Source organism: Mesorhizobium sp. LCM 4576 (assembly GCF_001854815.1).
Lineage (GTDB): Bacteria > Pseudomonadota > Alphaproteobacteria > Rhizobiales > Rhizobiaceae > Mesorhizobium > Mesorhizobium plurifarium.
On the sequence record NZ_MDDT01000026.1, the window covers coordinates 56,803 to 76,641 of the forward strand.

At 65.5% G+C, this 19,839-nt stretch carries 14 protein-coding genes; 8 read left to right on the forward strand and 6 right to left on the reverse strand.

Annotated elements, in window-relative coordinates; all coding sequences use genetic code 11:
- Positions 1–372 precede the first annotated feature (372 nt).
- The 4 genes from LCM4576_RS17590 (at position 373) to LCM4576_RS17605 (ending at position 7,810) form a co-directional block, all read left to right on the forward strand.
- Positions 373–4,458, forward strand: coding sequence for an SEL1-like repeat protein (locus LCM4576_RS17590; RefSeq protein WP_071033376.1), 4,086 nt, complete (start codon positions 373–375; stop codon positions 4,456–4,458).
- 189 nt (positions 4,459–4,647) lie between these two features.
- Positions 4,648–5,571, forward strand: a complete 924-nt coding sequence (locus LCM4576_RS17595) for a sulfite exporter TauE/SafE family protein (protein ID WP_040985887.1) — start codon at positions 4,648–4,650, stop codon at positions 5,569–5,571.
- Positions 5,571–6,362 (forward strand): TIGR02186 family protein, encoded by a 792-nt coding sequence (locus LCM4576_RS17600; protein ID WP_071033377.1) that lies wholly within the window; start codon positions 5,571–5,573, stop codon positions 6,360–6,362. Before LCM4576_RS17595 ends, LCM4576_RS17600 begins: the two co-directional genes overlap by 1 nt.
- 191 nt (positions 6,363–6,553) lie before the next feature.
- Complete coding sequence (locus tag LCM4576_RS17605) at positions 6,554–7,810, forward strand: Hsp70 family protein (RefSeq protein ID WP_071033379.1); 1,257 nt, start codon at positions 6,554–6,556, stop codon at positions 7,808–7,810.
- Here the strand turns inward: LCM4576_RS17605 and LCM4576_RS17610 are convergent, their stop codons facing one another.
- On the reverse strand, positions 7,811–8,716 hold the full coding sequence (locus tag LCM4576_RS17610; RefSeq protein ID WP_071033381.1) for a LysR substrate-binding domain-containing protein: 906 nt from the start codon (positions 8,714–8,716) through the stop codon (positions 7,811–7,813). It abuts the gene before it with no gap.
- A gap of 123 nt (positions 8,717–8,839) precedes the next feature.
- On the opposite strand from LCM4576_RS17610, the gene LCM4576_RS36830 reads away from it, so the two are divergent.
- Genes LCM4576_RS36830 through LCM4576_RS17625 form a run of 4 tightly spaced genes read left to right on the forward strand, consistent with a single transcriptional unit; the run spans position 8,840 to position 13,598 of the window.
- Positions 8,840–8,998, forward strand: coding sequence for a hypothetical protein (locus LCM4576_RS36830; protein WP_198540263.1), 159 nt, complete (start codon positions 8,840–8,842; stop codon positions 8,996–8,998).
- The gene (locus LCM4576_RS17615; protein ID WP_071033383.1) at positions 8,995–11,925 is read left to right on the forward strand and encodes a molybdopterin oxidoreductase family protein; all 2,931 of its coding nucleotides are present in this window, start codon (positions 8,995–8,997) and stop codon (positions 11,923–11,925) included. Before LCM4576_RS36830 ends, LCM4576_RS17615 begins: the two co-directional genes overlap by 4 nt.
- Complete coding sequence (locus LCM4576_RS17620) at positions 11,922–12,656, forward strand: 4Fe-4S dicluster domain-containing protein (protein WP_071033385.1); 735 nt, start codon at positions 11,922–11,924, stop codon at positions 12,654–12,656. The genes LCM4576_RS17615 and LCM4576_RS17620 overlap by 4 nt, the downstream gene beginning before the upstream one ends.
- A 6-nt stretch (positions 12,657–12,662) precedes the next feature.
- Entirely contained in the window at positions 12,663–13,598 is a 936-nt protein-coding gene (locus tag LCM4576_RS17625; RefSeq protein ID WP_071033387.1) for a DmsC/YnfH family molybdoenzyme membrane anchor subunit, read from the forward strand.
- A gap of 6 nt (positions 13,599–13,604) precedes the next feature.
- Here LCM4576_RS17625 and pdeM read toward each other — a convergent pair whose 3' ends face one another.
- From pdeM to LCM4576_RS17650, 5 genes are all read right to left on the reverse strand, one after another.
- Positions 13,605–14,321 carry a ligase-associated DNA damage response endonuclease PdeM gene (gene pdeM / locus LCM4576_RS17630; RefSeq protein ID WP_071033389.1) on the reverse strand — a complete coding sequence of 239 codons (717 nt, stop codon included), beginning with the start codon at positions 14,319–14,321 and terminating at the stop codon, positions 13,605–13,607.
- 16 nt (positions 14,322–14,337) lie between these two features.
- On the reverse strand, positions 14,338–16,869 hold the full coding sequence (locus LCM4576_RS17635; RefSeq protein WP_071033505.1) for a ligase-associated DNA damage response DEXH box helicase: 2,532 nt from the start codon (positions 16,867–16,869) through the stop codon (positions 14,338–14,340).
- A gap of 229 nt (positions 16,870–17,098) precedes the next feature.
- The gene (locus LCM4576_RS17640) at positions 17,099–17,959 is read right to left on the reverse strand and encodes an NlpC/P60 family protein (protein ID WP_071033506.1); all 861 of its coding nucleotides are present in this window, start codon (positions 17,957–17,959) and stop codon (positions 17,099–17,101) included.
- Positions 17,960–18,034: 75 nt separating this feature from the next.
- Entirely contained in the window at positions 18,035–18,385 is a 351-nt protein-coding gene (locus tag LCM4576_RS17645; RefSeq protein WP_071033391.1) for a MarR family winged helix-turn-helix transcriptional regulator, read from the reverse strand.
- Positions 18,386–18,441: 56 nt separating this feature from the next.
- Entirely contained in the window at positions 18,442–19,809 is a 1,368-nt protein-coding gene (locus tag LCM4576_RS17650; protein ID WP_116397953.1) for a M17 family metallopeptidase, read from the reverse strand.
- Positions 19,810–19,839: the final 30 nt, after the last annotated feature.

Here is a 19,839-nt window from a genome sequence, read left to right on the forward strand (position 1 = left end):
TTGTTGTGGTCATCGCGGTCCGTATCGATTTCACCGTCTTTCCTGTTTTGCCTGGACTTGTTCCCGACCACAATGCACATCTGGCGTCCCTTCCGACATGGGCGCCGAGAATCCTGCCCCGCGCGTTCGTCCATCGTCAAAGTTCCAGCTTCTTAAGCTTGGTTAACGCCTTGTTTACCACGTTGGGCGAAATGTGCGCATGTCGGTCATCCGTGTTTATCCTGTAGCGAATTTTTCACGGTTTTCGAAGCGCGGGTGAAAACCCGGGAAGGTTTGTCTTCCTCTGCGGCAAAACCGCTCGGCTCGCTTCGTTCCCGGCAGGCTACTGGGGAAACCGGCCTCCGGCCGGCCATTCTGAACACGGGCGCATCGATGAACAGCAAGCGGTCCTATCTCGATACACTCAATGCCGGCAGGCAGCGCCGGCCGCACGCTTCGCTCGAAGAACTGAACCGCTCGCTCGAAACGCTGGAGCAGCGGCTGGACCGGACGCGCGCCGACATGCCCGATCGCCCCGACCTGCGGCGGCCGCCGGTCGAGCCGCGCTATCCAAGCACGCAGCCTTACGGCCAGCCGCGCTGGTACGAAGACACCTACTCCGCGCAAAGACCTCTGGACCGGCCGCCGCAAAACCCGGCAGCGCAGTATCCCGGCGCGCAGAACCAGCGGCCGCAGACGCGCGCGCCGCAAAATCCGGCGCCCGGCGCCGCGCCCGCCTTCGAGCAGAACTATCAGGCGATCGCGCGTGACATCGACCGGGTGCGCGGCCAGGAAGACAGCGTCGCCATGGTCGGCAAGATCGCCGTCGAGCTGCGCGGGCTGCGCGAGGAACTGCGCCATCAGATGACCGCCGGCCTGCAGCGCGAATTCGAGGCGTTCCGCCAGGACATCGACCGCGCCATGCAGGCCAACAGCCAGCGCGGCGCGAACGGCACGCCCGACAAGAGCAGCGCCGAGCTCGGCCTCGAATTCGAGCGGCTCTCGGGAGCTATCCGGTCGCTTGCCGAAAAGAGCGACGACCGCAGCGTCAACCTGCTGCGCCTGGAGCTGGAACAGGTGAAGGGCGCGCTGGACACGCTGGCGCGCGAGGAAAGCGTGCAGAAGGTCGACCGCCGCTGGGACGATTTCGACCGCCGCTGGAGCGCTTTCGAGGACCGCGTCGACGCCGACCAGCGCAAGCGCGCGGAAGGTCCCAGTCTTTCGGTGCTGACCGACCGGCTTGAACAGATCAGCAACGCCGTCAACAACCTGCCGGAATCGCTTTCGCTGCGTTCGCTGGAGGAAAAGGTGCGCACGCTTGCCGGCGCGGTCGAYCGTTTCGCCGGCCAGCAGACCGCGCGCGGCGGCGAAACGCTCGCCATGATCGACGAGCGGCTGGACGAGATTTCCCGAGCCATCGTCGCCTCGACGGTGGYCGCGCAGGCCAATGCCTTCGATCCCGAAACCTTCGGCCGGATCGAGAAGCGCATGGCCTCCCTGGCGGTGCAGATCGAAGAGGTCGCGCAGTCGCGGCCGGGAGCGGAAGTCCTCGACCACCTCAACCTCCTCACCAGCCGCGTGGACCAGCTGGCCGGTCGCGCAGACCTGCCGGAACAGGYCATGGAGCGGCTGGGCAAGCAGATCGCTTCGATCACGGAGAAGATGGACCRCGCGCCGGCGATGCCCGACGCCGACCAGATCTTCCAGGGCCTGGAGCAGCGCTTCGATGCGCTCTCCGTGCTGCTCGAGCGCCGCCAGGGCGATGCGATCGAACAGGGCAATATGCTGTTTCGCGATCTCGAGCGGYGGCTGGACGAAGTCGCGAATCGGCTCGACCAGCGCATGCGCCAGGACGAGAGCGCCGGCATCATGGAAGCGATCGACGCCCGCTTCACCGCTTTGGACAAGCGCATCGAGACGCGCACGCCCGATCCCGCCAACGAGATGGCGATCCGTGGGCTGGAAAGCCGGCTCGAGGACATTTCCAGCCGGCTGGAATCGTCCGCGCAGCAGGTCGCGGGCATCGATCCGGCGCTGATCCGGAGCCTCGAAGCGCAGGTCGCCGGCCTGTCCGCGCATCTTTCCAGGCCCGGCACGCCGCTGCCCGAATTCGAAGACATCAGCCCGCGCCTCAGCGAGATCGAGAGGTCACTGGCCGGTACGCGCGATTCCATACTGAGCGTGGCGCGCGAGGCTGCCGAGAGCGCCGTGAAATCGCTTGCCGAGTCGACGTCCAGCACGGCGCAGACCAATGCGACGGCGGTGGCCGGCCTCGCCCAGGACTTGAAGACGCTGGAAGCGCTCACCCGTCGCTCCGACGAGCGCAACTCGCGGACATTCGAGGCGATCCACGACACGCTGCTCAAGATCGTCGACCGGCTCGGCTCGCTCGAATCGGGCGAGACCAGCGAAGCGGTCAGCGAGCTGGTCGATCCGCAACCGACCAGCAAGCGCGGCCGCGGCGGCAAGATCGCGGTGCAGGACGCGCCCTCGATGGATATCGACCAGCCGCAGCCGCTTACGAGAGACATGGCCAGCCTTGAAGGCCGCGCCGCGGCCATCATGCGCGATGAGCCAAGCGCGCCACGCACGCCGGCGGAGGCCGCCGCAGCGGCGGCCATGGCGGCGCTCGGACCGGATGCGATCGGCGGCAAGAGCGAGGCGGCCGGCCGCAGGAAATCCATGTTCAGCGGCCTGGCGCGCGCCTTCAAGGGTAAGAAGGAGGCTGACACGCAGCCGCTTGCCGGCGCTGCGCCGGTCGCCGACGTGCCGAGCGTCGACATAGACGAACCGCTCGACCCCAGGGCCGCCAACCGGCCCTTGGAACCCGGTTCCGGCGCGCCGGACCTCAACGCCATCATGAAGCGCGTGCGCGACGAGCGCGGCGGCCAACCGGTCAGGCGCAACGAGAGCGATGCCGCGAAGTCCGATTTCATCGCCGCGGCCCGCCGGGCGGCCCAGGCGGCCGCAGCCGAGGCTGACACGCTGAAGCGGCAATCGACCATGACCGGCCCGGTCAAGGCGCTGAGGATCGGCGACCTGCTCAAGGCGCGGCGCAAGCCGATCCTCATGGCGGCCGCCGCGATCATGATGGCGCTGGCAGGCCTGCAGCTGGGYAAGGCCTTCCTGGCCGACCCCGTCGAGACGGCCAACAACCAGCCCGCGCCGGTCGTCTCCCCGCAGGCGGTCGATACGGCTTCGCTCAGCGCCGCGGCCGCGCCGCAAGCCGACACGCAGAAGTCCGACGCACCGAAGATTGATGCCGCGACGGCACAGGCCGAAAGCGCGCCTGCCCGTCCTGTCAGGCAGGCGGAGCCCGTCCAAGACACGGCACCAGCCGCCTCCGTGCCCGCAAGTCCCGAAAGTGCTGCTGCCATGCCGGCCGAACCGGCACCCGCGCCGGTGGCACTTGCAACGCCCGCCGCGCCGGCGCCGGTGGCTTCCGGGGCGCCATCCGAACCCGCCACCGGGACGGATACGGATGGCGACACGCAGCCGGTGGGCAAGGAGCCTGTGGCGGCCAGTCCGGCAGCCGAACGCGCCGCGGCCAGCGGGCCGGCCGCCACCTCCGCCGACACGACAGGCGCCGTGCCGCCCGCGGCAAGCCAGACGGCGGCGGCCAAATTCGACATTCCTTCGGAAATCGGTCCGGTGGCGCTGCGCGACGCGGCCGCCGGCGGCGACGCCAAGGCGCTATTCGAGATCGGCTCGCGCTATGCGGAATCGCGCGGCGTCAAAGAAGACATGAAGGCGGCCGCGAAATGGTATGAGCAGTCTGCCGAGCTCGGCTTCGCGCCGGCCGAGTACCGCATCGGCAATTTCTACGAAAAGGGCATCGGCGTCGCGCGCGACATCAAGAAGGCCAAGACCTACTACCAGCTCGCCGCCGAGCAGGGAAACGCCAGCGCCATGCACAATCTGGCGGTGCTGTTCGCCATGGCGGCGGACGGCGTGACCGACAATGAATCGGCCACGCACTGGTTCCAGGAGGCCGCCGACCTCGGTGTCAAGGACAGCCAGTTCAACCTCGGCATCCTGGCCGCCAAGGGCGTCGGCATGAAGCAGAACCTGGAGGAATCCTACAAGTGGTTCGCGCTCGTCGCCAAGACCGGCGACAAGGACGCCGCCGCCAAGCGCGACGAGATCGCCAACGCATTGCGCCCCGAGCAGCTCGAGCGGGCGCGCGCCGCCACGGAATTGTGGAAGGCCAAGCCRCTCAACGCGGCCGCCAACTCGGCCGACGTTCCGGAATCCTGGCAGGACAGCGCACCGCAGACCACCGCCGGTATCGACATGAAGAAGGCGGTGAAGAACATCCAGCTGATCCTCAACAAGAACGGCTATGACGCCGGCGGCGCCGACGGCGTGATGGGCGGCAAGACCAAGAACGCCATCATGGCCTTCCAGACTGACAACAAGATGAAGCCGACCGGCGAGGTCGACGCACCGCTCGTCAAGGCGCTGCTGGCCAAGAAATAACGGCGGGCGCGTCGCATACGCGACGCCCTGCCACACATTTGCCTGTTAACTGATTGAGATGGTTTTTGTTTCGGCGCGGCGGGGTTTTGACCCGCCGCCGCGCCGGCGCAAGAAAAAATTGGCTTTTCGGTGCTTTAGTGTCCGGGGACGGCATTATGCGCCGACAGACAAACTGATCGAGACAGACGGGTGGGCATCTATCTCCCGATCGCGGAAATTTCCGTCAACGTCTTCGTGCTGCTGGCGATGGGCGCGGCGGTGGGCTTCCTGTCGGGCATGTTCGGGGTCGGCGGCGGCTTCCTGATCACGCCGCTCCTGATCTTCTACAACATCCCGCCGGCGATCGCGGTGGCCACCGGCGCCAACCAGGTCATCGCCTCCTCCTTCTCCGGCGCGCTGTCGCACTTCAAGCGCGGCACGCTCGACTTCAAGCTGGGCGGCGTGYTGCTGGCCGGCGGCATCGTCGGCTCGACGGCCGGCATCTACGTCTTCGCGCTGTTGCGCCGGCTCGGCCAGCTCGATCTCTTCATCTCGCTGCTCTATGTCGCCCTGCTTGGCACCGTCGGCGGGCTGATGCTGGTGGAAAGCGTCAACGCGTTGCGCGCCAGCCGCAGCGGCGCAGCGCCCGTGCTCAAGAAATCCGGACAGCACAACTGGATCCACCGGCTGCCGTTCAAGATGCGCTTCCGCGCCTCGAAACTGTTCGTCAGCGTCATCCCGGTGCTCGGGCTGGGTGCGGCGATTGGCTTCCTGTCATCGATCATGGGCGTCGGCGGCGGCTTTATCATGGTGCCGGCGCTGATCTATCTGCTCAAGGTGCCGACCAATGTCGTTATCGGCACCTCGCTGTTCCAGATCATCTTCACCTCGGCCTACACCACGCTGGTACATGCCACGACCAACCAGACGGTCGACGTGATCCTGGCCTTCCTGCTGATGGCGGGCGGCGTCGCCGGCGCGCAGTATGGCGCCAAGGCCGGCCAGCGGCTGCGCGGCGAGCAATTGCGCGCGCTCCTGGCGATGCTGGTGCTGGCCGTCGCCATCCGCCTCGCCGTCGATCTTTTCGTGACGCCGCCCAATCTCTATTCGCTGTCCGCCGCGGGCCTCAACTGATGGCGGGACCCAGAGCATTTGCAGCCGCCGTCCCGTTGTCGATGCTCCTTGCCCTTTCCCCGGCAACTGCGCAGACGCCGCCCGCCGAAAGCATCCAGATCGGCCTGTCGACCGACGCCATTTCGATCACGGCGGGCTTCTCCGGCGCCGATCTCACCATTTTCGGATCGCTGGAAAACCCAGATCCGCTGATCGCTCGCCAGGGGCGCTACGACGTCGTCGTCGTGCTCGAAGGGCCGCCGCGTCCGGTCGTGGTCCGGCGCAAGGACCGCGTGCTCGGCGTCTGGGTCAACCTGGACTCGGAGACGTTCGAAAACGTGCCGGTCTCCTATTCCGTCGCGACGACGCGGCCGCTGCAGGACATCGCCGAGCCCGCCAAATACAAGCAGCTCTCGCTCGGCGCGCAGAACCTCTACATGAAGCCCGCCGACGAGACCGACAGCCCGGCAACCATCGAGGAATTCACCGCGGCGCTGCGCGACCGCAAGGCGGCGACAGGCCTCTACAGCGAGAATGTCGGCGGCGTGCAATTCCTGTCGCAGAACCTGTTTCGCGCCACCGTGCGGCTCGCGCCCAACGTGCCGGTCGGCACCCATAAGGCGCGCGCGTTCCTGTTCAAGAGCGGCATGTTCGTCAAGGAAAGCTCGGCGCAGCTCGAAATCCGCAAGTYCGGCTTCGAGCAGTCGGTCTTCCGCGTCGCGCATGACTATTCCTTCCTCTACGGCGTGTTCGCCATATCGCTCGCCATGCTGACCGGCTGGCTGGGACGGCTCATCTTCCGCAAGGATTGATGTTTCGGGGAAATGGAAGAACCCATTTCCCGTGAAAAGAGGGTTTCCCTTTTCCCGGTTTTGCGATACATCGCCGCCTCCCAGCCCTAGGGATAAGCAACACATTCAATTTCGATAGAGCGGTCCGGCCTTCCGGTTGACGGCGCGCGATGCGTCGGCTTGCCGCTATGAAACAACGACAGGAGGCTGCGATGCGATCRGCATTCGGCGGCRTCGATTTCGGCACGTCCAAYTCCACCGTGGGCGTGATCCGCGACGGCCGGGCGCGGYTGGTGGCGCTGGAAGGCGAGCAACCCACCCTGCCGAGCGCCGTGTTCTTCAATTTCGAGGATGGCTATACCTATTTCGGCCGCCGCGCGATCAGCGACTATACAGACAGTATCGAAGGGCGGCTGATGCGCTCCCTGAAGAGCGTGCTCGGCAGCACGCTCGCCAACGAAAAGACCCGCATCAAGGCGCGCCAGATCGGCTTCATCGACATCGTCGGCATGTTCGTCGGCCATTTGAAGAAGCGGCTGGAGGAAGACACCGGCGGTCCGGTCGAGAACGTGGTGCTCGGCCGGCCCGTGCAGTTCGTCGACGACGATGCGGCCGCCGATGCGAAGGCGCAGGGCGAATTGGAAAAGGCGGCCCGCGCGCAAGGCTTCAAGCACATCGCCTTCCAGTTCGAGCCGATCGCGGCGGCGCTCGACTACGAGCAGAAGGTCACCCGCGAGGAGCTGGCGCTGATCATAGACATGGGCGGCGGCACATCCGACTTCTCGATCGTGCGGGTCTCGCCTGAGCGCGCGCGCTCAAGCGACCGCAAGGCCGACATCCTCGCCAATCGCGGCGTCCATATCGGCGGCACCGATTTCGACCGGCTGCTCAGCATCGCCCATGTCATGCCCGAGCTCGGCTATCTGACACGGACCAAGGACCACAAGCGCAACCTGCCCGCGGCCTATTTCATCGACTTGGCGACCTGGCAGCGCATCAATCTCGTCTACACCGCCAAGGCGATGAACGACCTGCGGCAGATCCGCTACGAGGCCGAACGCGCCGACCTCGTCGACCGCTTCATCCATGTCGTCGAGCACCGCTACGGCCATGCGATGGCCGGCCTGGTCGAAAGGGCCAAGATCGCGCTGACCGATCAGTCCTCGGCCGAGGTGAAGGTGTCGCTGCCCGGCGCGCGCTTCGCGGYCGAGATCACGCGCGCAGGCCTCGAGGAAACCATTGCGAGCGACATCGAACGCGTGACTGCCACGGTCAAGCAGACCATCGCCGACGCCGGCGTCGATGCCTCCGCCATCACTGCCGTGTTCCTCACCGGCGGCTCGACCGCGATCCCGCTGGCGAAGCGGCGTATCCTATCGCTGGTACCGCAAGCTTCCGTCATCGAAGGCGACATGTTCGGCTCGGTCGGCCTTGGGCTGGCGCTCGACGCGCAGCGCAAATACGCCTGACTATTCCACGCTTGCTGGCGCGTCCGCCTTTCCACCGAGATGCGCCTTCAGCGCCATCTGGGCGAGGCTCGCCTGGCGGTCGCGATGCGTGATCATGGCGAAGTCGCGTTTCGGCAAGTCGACCGGCACGGCCCTGAGGCTGYCCTCCGCCAGGGAGCGGGCAACGACGAGTTCCGAGATGATCGTCGCCCCCGCGCCGGCCTCGACCGCCTGGCGCACGGCCTCGTTGCTGGGCAGGACGAGGAATATCTGCAGCTCCGCCGGCGGGACCCCTTGGCTGAGCGCGAAATCCTCCAGCGCCTCGCGCGTGCCCGACCCGCCTTCCCTGATGATCCAGCGCAACGCCCTGATGTCGAGATTACCCRCCCGCGTCATTGGAATTTCGGGATGGGCGCGCGCCACCACCAGCATCGGGCGATCCTCGTCGACCGTGGCGCGGCGCAGGATGTCGGACTCGGTGCGGCCCTCGACCAGTCCGAAATCGGCGCGGCCGTCGAGCACATTGGTCTCCACCTGCCTGGTGTTGCCGATCGTCACGCTCAGCTTCACGGCGGGATAGGCTTCGTGGAAGGACGCCAGGCGACGCGGCAGCCAGTAGCTGGCGATGGTCTGGCTGGCCGCGATCGACAGGCTGCCGGCGACGGTCTGCGATACATCCTCCAGCACGCCGCGGGCAGCAGCGGCGCGATCCAGGACCGCCTTCGCCTCAGGCAGGAAGCGGTGACCGGTCTGAGCCAGTTCGATGTTGCGGCCGACCCGGTTGAACAGGCGCACGCCGTGCTGGCTTTCGAGCGCGCGGATCGCGGCCGACGCCGCCGACTGCGAGATGCCGAGCCGCTCCGCGGCCTTGGTCATATGGCCGTGCTCGGCGACGGCGACGAAGATGCGCAACTGATCGAGAGTCATGGCCAACTAAGAAGCAGAATCGATCGGAATTACAAGAGCTGCTTGTTAGACGCATCAATTGCTTTGTTCTAAGTTTTCACCTGAAGTTGGAAAAAATTGGTCGTCAGAGGCCAAGAGTGGGAAATGACAGGGCGCTTCAAATCCCTATTCGCGCATTGGAGCCGCCGGCTGAAGCGGCAGCTCGCCGGTGAGCGTTATCATCCCGAGCTTCACTATATGCGTGGCCCTGGTCCGAAGAAAAAAGCCAAACTGGCGGGCGGCAAGAGCGTTCGCGGATCATGAGCAATGCCGCGCCGCGCGGCGCCAATTCCGCACCTTCGCAGCGGCCGCTGGCCGACAGCCGGGCGCCGGACGAAGGCGACGGGGTCGAGACCTCGCCAAGCGTCTCCGACCGCACCGCCAAGACCACCTGCTACATGTGCGCCTGCCGCTGCGGCATCGACGTTCATATCAAGGACGGCAAGGTCCGCTACATCAACGGCAACAAGGATCATCCGGTGAACCGCGGCGTGATCTGCGGCAAGGGCAGCTCCGGCATCATGCAGCACTACAGCCCGGCGCGGCTGAGGAAGCCGCTGYTGAGGACAGGGCCGCGCGGCTCGGGCGAATTCCGCGAGATCGAGTGGGAAGAAGCGCTGACCATCGCCACCGAACGGCTGTCGGCGATCCGCCGCGCCGATCCGAAAAAGCTCGCCTTCTTCACCGGACGCGACCAGTCGCAATCGCTGACCGGCTGGTGGGCGTCGAAATTCGGCACGCCCAATTTCGCCGCGCATGGCGGCTTCTGCTCCGTCAACATGGCGGCCGGCGGGCTCTACACGATCGGCGGCTCGTTCTGGGAGTTCGGCGAACCCGACTGGGACAACACCCGATATTTCATGCTGTTCGGCGTCGCCGAGGACCACGATTCCAACCCGATCAAGATCGGCCTCGGCAAGCTCAAGGCGCGCGGCGCCAAGGTGGTTTCGATCAACCCCTGCCGCACGGGCTACAATGCCATCGCCGACGACTGGATCGGCATCAGGCCGGGCACCGACGGACTGTTTGTGCTGGCGCTGGTCCATGAATTGCTCAAGGCCGGCCGCATCGATCTGGATTACCTGCTGCGCTACACCAATGCGCCGGTGCTGGTCGTGCAAGAGCACGGGTCCGCCGATGACGGACTGTTCGTGCGCGATAGCGACGGCAATCCGCTTGCCTGGGACAGGGTGGCGAAGCAGCCGGTCAACGCAGCCGACCCGGAAGCAAAGCCGGCGCTGACCGGCAGCTACGAGGTCGCCGGACGGCGCTGCGTGCCTGTCTTCCAGCTCATCGCCGAGCGCTATCTCGACAAGACGTACTCGCCGGACGCCGTGGCGGAGCGCTGCGGCGTCAGCGCCGACACGATCCGGCGGATCGCGGCGGAACTGGCGCATGTCGCCTTCGAACAGACGATCGAGCTGCCGGTTGCCTGGACCGACTGGACTGGCCGGCGGCACGAGACGATCAAGGGCCGGCCCGTCTCGATGCATGCCATGCGTGGCATCTCGGCCCATTCCAACGGCTTTCACACCTGCCGCGCCATCCATCTGCTCCAGGTGCTGCTCGGCACAGTCGATGTGCCCGGCGGCTTCCGCTTCAAGCCGCCTTATCCGCGCCCGGCACCGCCGGGGCCGAAGCCATGCGGAAAAAACGCCCAGCCGATGACGCCGCTGGACGGCATGCCGCTCGGCTTCGTCTGCGGACCGGATGACCTTCTCGTCGACGAGGCCGGCCGGCCCACCCGCATCGACAAGGCCTATTCCTGGGAAGCGCCTTTGGCCGCGCATGGGCTGATGCACACGGTGATCCGCAACGCCTGGGCCGGCGATCCTTATCCGATCGACACGCTGATGATGTACATGTCGAACATGGCGTGGAACTCGTCGATGAACACGGTCGAGACGATTGCCATGCTGACCGACAAGGACGAGGCCGGCGCCTACAAGATCCCGTTCATCATCTATTCCGACGCCTATTATTCCGAGACGGTGGCTTTCGCCGATCTGGTGCTGCCGGACACCACCTATCTCGAACGGCACGACTRCATCAGCCTGCTCGACCGGCCGATCAGCCACGCCGACGGGGCCGCCGACGCCATCCGCCATCCGGTGGTGCAGCCGGACCGCGACGTGCGGCCTTTCCAGTCGGTGCTGATCGATCTCGGCGCGCGGCTCCGCCTGCCCGGCTTCGTCGACGAGGACGGCTCGGCGAAATACCGCGACTATGCCGACTACATCGTCAATCACGAGCGCACGCCCGGCATCGGCCCTTTGGCCGGCTGGCGCGGCAAGAATGGCGGCGCGATCGGCAGGGGCGACGTCAACCCCGACCAGTTGCAGCGCTACATCGACAATGGCGGCTTCTGGCACCACGATTTTTCCGACGACCAGCGCTATTACAAAATGGGCAACCGCGCCTATCTCGATTTCGCCGTCGAGATGGGTTTCATCGCCAAGGCCGAACCGATTGTCTTCCAGCTCTATTCGGAGCCGATCCAACGTTTTAGATTGGCCGCGCGCGGCCATGGAAAAGTGCAGCCGCCGGAGGCCGAGCGCGGCCGTATCGAAGCCTATATGGACCCGCTGCCCTTCTGGTACGCGCCCTTCGAGGACAGCGCCGTCGACCTCGAAAAATATCCGCTGCATGCGCTGACGCAGCGGCCGATGCACWTGTACCATTCCTGGGGATCGCAGAATGCCTGGCTGCGGCAGATCACCAGCCAGAACCGGCTGTTCGTGCATGCGGACACCGCCGCCAACCTTGGCCTTGCCGACGACGACTGGGTATGGATCGAAAGCGTAAACGGAAGGGTGAAGGGTCAGATCAAGCTGATCGACGGCGTGAACCCGGACACGGTGTGGACCTGGAACGCGATCGGCAAGCGGCGCGGCAGCTGGGGCCTGAAGGACGATGCGGCGGAGAGCAATCGCGGCTTCCTGCTCAACCACATCATCGGCGACCAGACTGCAGCCGACGCCAGCGGCAAGCGCTATTCGAATTCGGACCCGGTCACAGGACAGGCGGCATGGTTCGATGTGCGTGTGCGGATCGCAAAATGCGCGCCTGACGAAGCCGGCTTCACCGAGCCGCAATTCGAGCGCTTCCGCCAGCCGCCACATTTCGAACCTGCGCCCGAAGTGCTTCGCTTCGGCGCGGAATTCCGCATGAAGAGGGAAGCCGCCGAATGACCTGCCTTCCCGCCCGGACCGAGAAGAAGCTCGGCCTCGTCATCGACCTCGACACCTGCGTCGGCTGCCAGGCCTGCGTCACGGCCTGCAAGGAGTGGAACACCGGCGGCCATATGGCGCCGCTGACCGACATCGCTCCCTATGGCGGGCATGTCGACGGCGTCTGGTTCAACCGGGTGCACAGCTACGAGCACACGACCGAGATGGGCGGCCGCACGGTGAACTTCCCGCGCTCCTGCCTGCATTGCGAGCAGCCGGCCTGCGTCACTGTCTGYCCGACCGGCGCCTCCTACAAGCGCGTCTCGGACGGCATCGTGCTGGTCGATGAAGACAAATGCATCGGCTGCAAATTGTGCAGCTGGGCCTGCCCCTATGGCGCGCGCGAGTTCGACACGGATGTCGGCGTGATGAAGAAATGCACGCTCTGCGTCGACCGCATCTACAACGACAATCTTGCCGAGGAGGACCGCGTGCCGGCCTGCGTCGCCGCCTGCCCGACCAGCGCCCGGCATTTCGGCGATCTCGGCGATCCGGCCTCCGCGATCTCGCAGCTTGTCGAGGAGCGTGGCGGCGTCGCGCTGATGCCGGAGCTCGGCTACAAGCCGACCAATCGGTACCTGCCGCCGCGCGCCCGCAGCCAACGCGCGGCGAAGGTCGACGCGCCGGCGCTGGAGCCGATCAAGGCCGAGGGCGGCTTCCTCGGCTGGATCGACCGCATGCTTTCGAATTAGCTGATCATGCATCCCGCTTTCTCGGTCGTCTTCTTCACCACCGCCACCGGCGCCGGCTACGGCCTGCTGGCGCTGCTCGGCCTGCTTGGCGGGCTTGGAGTAATCCCCGCCGATTTCTGGCTTGGCCTTGCCGGCATGGCGCTGGCGCTCGGCCTGATCGTCGCTGGCCTCTTGTCCTCCACGGGCCATCTGGGCCGGCCCGAGCGTGCATGGCGCGCCTTCTCGCAATGGCGCAGCTCCTGGCTGTCGCGCGAAGGCGTGGCGTCGGTCGCGACCTTCATTCCGGCCGCGCTGTTCGGCATCGGTTGGGTGTTTCTCGGCGAGAGCGGCGGCTGGGTGGCGGCCGCGGGCCTGCTGGCGGCGGCAGGCGCGGTGACGACCGTCTGCACGACAGGCATGATCTACGCTTCGCTAAAGCCGATCGCCCAATGGCACAGCCGCTACACTTTGCCGGCTTATCTCATTTTTGCGACGATGACCGGAGGCGTTCTCGCCAACGCTCTGCTCCAGGTGTTCAAGCTCGGTTCAACGGCGATGCTAGCCTGGGCTCTGCTTGCCACGCTCGCCGGCTGGGCCTGGAAGCTGGCGACATGGCGCCACAACGACCGGCTGGAGATTCCGACAACCGCCAACACCGCGACGGGCCTTGCCGGCGGCACGGTGCGGTCGATCGAATGGCCGCACACGGAAGAAAACTATCTGCTGAAGGAAATGGGCTTCCGCATCGCGCGCAAGCACAGCGCGAAGCTGCGGCGGATCACGCAGGCGCTGGCTTTCGCCGCGCCAGCCATCCTGCTGGCGACCGTGTACTTCCTGCCATGGCCGATAGGCGCAATCGCATCGGTGCTTGCAGCGATCGCGCAACTCGCCGGCATGCTGGTCGAGCGCTGGCTTTTCTTCGCCGAGGCGAAGCACACGGTCACGCTCTACTATGGACGATAAAGGACCTCAGYCCGGCCGCAGCATTGAGCCGGAGATCRCAAAAATGCGTTCGGCGCCGAGCATATAGGCAACAAGCGTCTCCAGCCGGAACAGGCCGGCATAGGCGCGGTCGAGCACGTTGAGCGAGCCGGTATAAGCGCCGAAGGCCGGCATGATCATGCGGCCGCCGTCGCCGGCGAAGCAACGGCGCCTGACCGAGCGGCCGCGCTGGACAATGCGGGCACAAGGATGGAGATGGCCGGCGATCTCGCCCTCGACGCGAACCTTCGACGGTTCATGGCGAAAGAGCAGCGAGCCGATGGCAAGTTCCCGCACCGTCTCGCCGGGCAGATCGGCGGGCGCATCGGGATCGTGGTTGCCGGCGACCCAGAACCAGTCGCGGCCGGCCATCATCGCTTCAAGCTGTTCGCGGAAACTCCGGTGCATGCGTTCAGCACCGCCGCCGTCATGGAAGGAATCGCCCAGGCTGACCACGATGCGCGGCTGATAATCGGCGATCACTGCCTGCAGCCGCAGCAGAGTAGCGCCGGTATCGTAGGGTGGGATCAGCGCGCCGCGCCGGGCGAAAGACGAGCCTTTCTCGAGATGCAGGTCGGAGACCGCAAGCAGCCGAAGATCGGGGAAATAGAGGACGCCGCGGCGATCGCAGACAGCGCGCTCGCCGGCAATGCCGACAAGGTCGRCCTCGGCGATCAGCGTTGCGCGCGACAGCGAAAAATTCATCCCCCTCAACTCTCTTTCAGCCCGTCATCTCGGGCCCCATGGCCTCCTCGACGAGGGTGGCGGCATCCATCAGCAGCGTCTCGTCCGCCTCGCCATTGACCGGCATCTTGCCGATTTCGAGCATGATGGGCACGGCCAGCGGCGAAATCTGTTCGAGATTCTTATGCATGATTCGGYCGCGGATGCGCGAGAGCATCTCGGCAAGTCTGCTGACATCGAGCAACCCGGTTGCGGCATCCGTACGGGTGGCCTGCAGCAGAATGTGGTCGGGTTCATGGCTGYGCAGCACGTCATAGATCAGGTCGGTCGAAACGGTCACCTGCCGGCCGCTTTTCTCCTTGCCGGGGTGGCGTTTTTCGATCAGTCCGGAAATGAGCGCGCAGTTGCGGAAGGTGCGCTTCAAGAGCCARCTGTCGGCGAACCACGCTTCGAGATCGTCGCCCAGCATGTCCTGATCGAACAGCGTGGCCAGCGACGGTTTCGTGTTCTTGAACATCCAGCCCATGTCTGCCAGCGACCAGATGGCCAGCGCATAGTCTGTGGCCACGAATCCGACCGGCTTGGCTCCCGCCCGATCCAGCCGCCGGGTAAGCAGCATGCCGAGCGTCTGATGCGCAAGCCTGCCCTCGAACGGATATGCCACCATGTAATACCGGTTGCCGCGCGGAAAGGTTTCGATCAACAGGTCGTCGCGTTTCGGTAGGACCGACTTGTCCGCCTGAAACCGCAACCAGTCAGCGACCTGCTCGGGCAGTTTCTTCCAACGTTGCGGATCGTCGAGCATCGCCCGCACCTGCTCGGCGAGGTAGGTCGAAAGCGGGAATTTGCCACCGCCATAATAGGGCACCTTGGCATCGCTGCCGGGCGCGTTCGAGACGAAACACTCATTCTCGCGGATGCCTTCGAAGCGCAGGATCTTGCCGGCGAACATGAAAGTGTCGCCATGGGTCAAAGTCTCCAGGAATGCTTCCTCGATCTTCCCCAGCACCCTGCCGCCGCGCGAGGCTGCCCCTCTGCTGCCGGCCTGAACATAACGCACATTGAGCGCCGGCACCTCGATGATGGTGCCGACATTGAGCCTGTATTGCTGGGCGACGGCTGGATTTGAAACCCGCCACAAGCCTTCCTTGGTCTGCCGGATGCGGGCGTAGCGTTCGTAATTTCTCAGCGCGTAACCGCCGGTGGCGACGAAGTCGATGACCCGGTCGAATGTCGGCCTGTCCAGGCTGGCGTAGGGGGCGGCCGTTCTTACTTCATCGAACAACGCATCGGGATGGAACGGCGCCCCACAGGCGCAACCCAGCACGTGCTGGGCCAAGACGTCCAGACCGCCATTGACCAATGGTGGCGTATCCTGCGCGCCGAGATAGTTGGCGTCGAGCGCGGCGCGGCATTCCAGCACCTCGAAGCGGTTGGCAGGGATCAGGATCGCCTTCGAYGGCTCATCCATGCGGTGGTTAGCGCGGCCAATGCGCTGCGCCAGACGGYTGGCTCCCTTCGGTGCGCCGRCATGCACGACCAGATCGACATCGCCCCAGTCGATGCCGAGGTCCAATGTCGAGGTTGCGACGATGGCGCGCAACGCGTTTTCGCCCATTGCCTTCTCGACGCGGCGGCGCTGGGCGACGTCCAGCGATCCGTGATGAAGCGCGATCGGCAGCGTGTCTTCATTGACGCGCCATAGTTCCTGGAACAGCAGCTCGGCCTGGCTGCGCGTGTTGACGAAAAGCAGCGTGGTCTTATGCCGCTTGATCTCGCGGTAGATTTCAGGCGTGGCGTAGCGGGCGGAGTGACCGGCCCAGGGCACCCGCTCTTCCGAGTCGAGGATCGATATCTCGGGCTTCGCGCCGCCTGYGACGACGATGAGCTCGGACATGTCGCCCGGAGAAGCCTGACTGACCAGCCAGCGCCGCAGTTCGTCCGGCTCGGCGACCGTCGCCGACAGGCCGATGGTCTGGAGATCGGGGACAATGCTGCGCAAACGCGCCAGGCCGAGCGCCAGCAGATGCCCGCGCTTGGAGGTGACCAGCGAATGCAGCTCATCGAGCACGACATAGCGCAGATCCTCGAAGAAGCGCTTGGCGTCGTTCGAGGCGATCAGCAGCGCGAGCTGCTCGGGCGTGGTGAGCAGGATGTCGGGCGGCGCCAGCTTCTGCCGCTGACGCTTGTGCGACGGCGTGTCGCCAGTGCGTGTCTCGATRGTGAGGGGCAGGCYGATCTCCTCGACCGGCTTGCCGAGATTGCGCTCGATGTCGACGRCCAACGCCTTGAGCGGCGAGATATAGAGCGTGTGGATGCCGCGATGCGCTTGACCCGGTTTTCGCTTGGGACGGTTGGCGAGCTCGGTCAGCGACGGCAGGAAGYCGGCCAGCGTCTTGCCGGCGCCGGTCGGCGCGATCAGCAGCACCGATTGGCCGCTTTGAGCCTTCGCCAGCAGGTCCAATTGATGGGCGCGTGGAGACCAGCCCTTTTCGCCGAACCATTTGACGAATGGCTCAGGCAGCAGGACGGCGGCATTCCGTTCGGCAAGGCGCGGCTGCTCGGTCACGCGCAACAGGTAGCGCGGCGGCGCGAAATCGCCAAGGAAAATCAGAACAAAAGGGGATCGTTTTTCCCTTCTCCCCTTGTGGGAGAAGGTGGATCGGCGCGCAGCGCCGAGACGGATGAGGGGTGTTCCAGCTTGGCGCCAAGCTACCCCTCACCCGGATTGCCATCCGATTTGTGAAGAACAAATCGGGACAATCCGACCTCTCCCACAAGGGGAGAGGTAAAGGGCGTTACGGCCTCCTGAACCCCGTCGGGCCGCCATAGAGGTAGCCGATGCGGTCGACCGCCTCTTTCAGCCCCTCGCGCGAGACCAGCATGGTGTGGCCGTTGGCGTGGATCATATTCTTCTCGTCGGTCATAACAGCGACATGACCCTTCCAGAAGACGAGGTCGCCGCGCCGAAGTCCTGAATAGTCCGCACCCGGCTCGAACGGCGTGCCGATCGATGCCGCCTGCATGTCGGAATCGCGCAGCACATCCTTGCCGGTCATGCGCATCGCAAGCTGCACCAGACCGGAGCAGTCGATGCCGAAGCCGGAAACGCCACCCCACAGATAGGGCGTGCCGAGGAAACTTTCGGCGACCGTGACGTAATCGTCCGCCAACTCGACGATCGGCCGCAAATGGCGGGCRATGACCGCCTGGCCGGATGGCAGAAGCGCGTAATGCGTGCCGCGCGTTTCGGCCGAACCGGTTACCGTGACGGTCGAGCCCATCGACAGCTGTCCGTCGATCGGAAAGCGCAGATCGGGGCCCGGATAGAGGAAGGTACGCGGTACCGAAACGATGTGCGTGGGCGCATGGTCGCGCTGGCCAAGAAGATTGTCCGCCACATAGCCGACATAGCCGTCGCGCTCGGCCTGCACCCAGGCCCAACCTTCGGCTTCCTCGAAGACAAGCACGTCGTCGCCGAACAGCGCCTGCGTGTTGACGCCCGCATCGGGGCGCGGCGCCTTGCGCAGGTCGGCGACCGGCGTCGTGATACGCGCCGGACGGCCGGTGACGAAGCGGTCGGCGGCGACCTCGCCCTTCAGCCTCRCATCGGCAAGGTCGGAGCGGAAGGCATGAAGGCGGGCATCCCTGGCTGTCAAATCGATAATCCAGTCGAATTTCTGTTGGAGCATGATCTTATCCGAAAACCGGTTCCCACTTTTCGGGATCATGCTCTAGATGGGCAGGTCATGCGCCCTGGCGACGATACCATCGCCGAAGCGCTSGACAAAGAGCGCGCCTTCCACCGTGCGCCGGATCAGCACGTTGCGCTTGTCGAGCTCGTCGCGATGGCGCGAGACCAGCTTCAGCGCGCCCATCGTGTCCAGCGCCCGGGTGATGACCGGCTTGGTGACGTTGAGCTTTGCCGCAAGCCTGCGCACCGTGTGCGGCGGCGGATCGAGATAGATGGTGAACAGGATCGCCGTCTGGCGCATCGTGAGATCGGRCTCGCCGTCGCGCACCTGGGCGAGYATCACCTGCTGCCACAGTCGCAAGGCCTGGCTCGGGCGCATCGAGATCGACATGCGCAAAGCATGCCGGCAAATTGTTTCGGTTCCGTTTCAGTGACGGCGTTTCGCCGCTACGCTCCAAAACGCCCGGCGATGACTTGCTCCAGCGCGCGAATGCCTTGCGCCTCGCCGCCGGTCAGGCCGTAGGGGCGGTCGGTCGGGTTCCAGGCGAAGATGTCGAAATGCGCCCAGCTGTGGGTCTTCTCGACGAAGCGCTTGAGGAAAAGCGCCGCGGTGATCGATCCGGCAAAGCCGTCCGCGGTCACATTGTTGATGTCGGCGATCTTCGAGGAAAGCTTTGCGTCATAGGGACGCCACAACGGCATGCGCCAGAGTGGATCCTCGACCGAAACGGATGCCGCGGCAAGATCGGCCGCAAGCGCCTCGTCGGCGGTGTAGAAAGGCGGCAGATCCGGCCCCAATGCGACGCGCGCGGCGCCGGTCAGCGTCGCCATGTCGACCAGCAAGGYCGGCTGCTCCTCGTCGGCCAGCGCCAGCGCGTCGGCGAGAACCAGCCGCCCTTCCGCATCCGTGTTGCCGATCTCGACCGTGATGCCCTTGCGGCTCCTCAGCACATCGCCCGGCCGGAAGGCATTGCCGGCGATCGAATTCTCGACGGCGGGGATCAACACGCGCAGCCGGACATTCAATTTGGCCGCCATTATCATGGAGGCGAGACCCAGCACGTTGGCGGCGCCTCCCATATCCTTCTTCATCAAAAGCATGCCCGACGACGGCTTGATGTCGAGGCCGCCRGTGTCGAAGCAGACGCCCTTGCCGACCAGCGTCACCTTCGGCGCATCGCCCGGTCCCCAGGTCATGTCGATCAGTCGCGGCGCGCCGGTCGAGGCCCGGCCGACCGCGTGGATCATCGGGAAATTCCGCGCCAGGAGATCGTCGCCATGGATTACGGAGATATCGGCGCCATGGGCGGCCGCGAGGTTCCGGACGGCTTCTTCCAGTTCGAGCGGCCCCAGGTCGCTGGTCGGCGTGTTGACGAGGTCGCGTGTCAGGAACACGCTGTCGGCGACGCGGCGAACATGCGTGGCGTCTGCGCCTTCCGGAAGCGCAAAGCGCAAGGCCCTGCCAGGCTTCTTGCCGTAGCGTGTGAAGACATAGCCCCCGAGGACCAGCGCGAGCGCGGCGAGATCGGGCTGCGCGGGGGCCGACGCGAAATGCCAGTCGCCCTCCGGCAACGCCCTTGCGAGCGCGCCTAGGGCAAGCGTGCTTTCGCCGTCGCCTATGCCGAACAGCGCGCCGGCAAGGCTGCCGCCCTCGCCCGGCAGGACCAGCACGCGCCCCGCATCGCCGGAAAAACCATTGGCCCTTGCCCAGGCGGCGGCCGGCGGYGGCAGCGCCGCGGCATCAAGGGCATCCCTTGCCACCAAATAGACAGGCAAGGCGGTTTCCGGCTTCTGCTCGACGAGTTCGACAGGCATGTGATGATCTCCGGCCGAACAGCTTGAGTC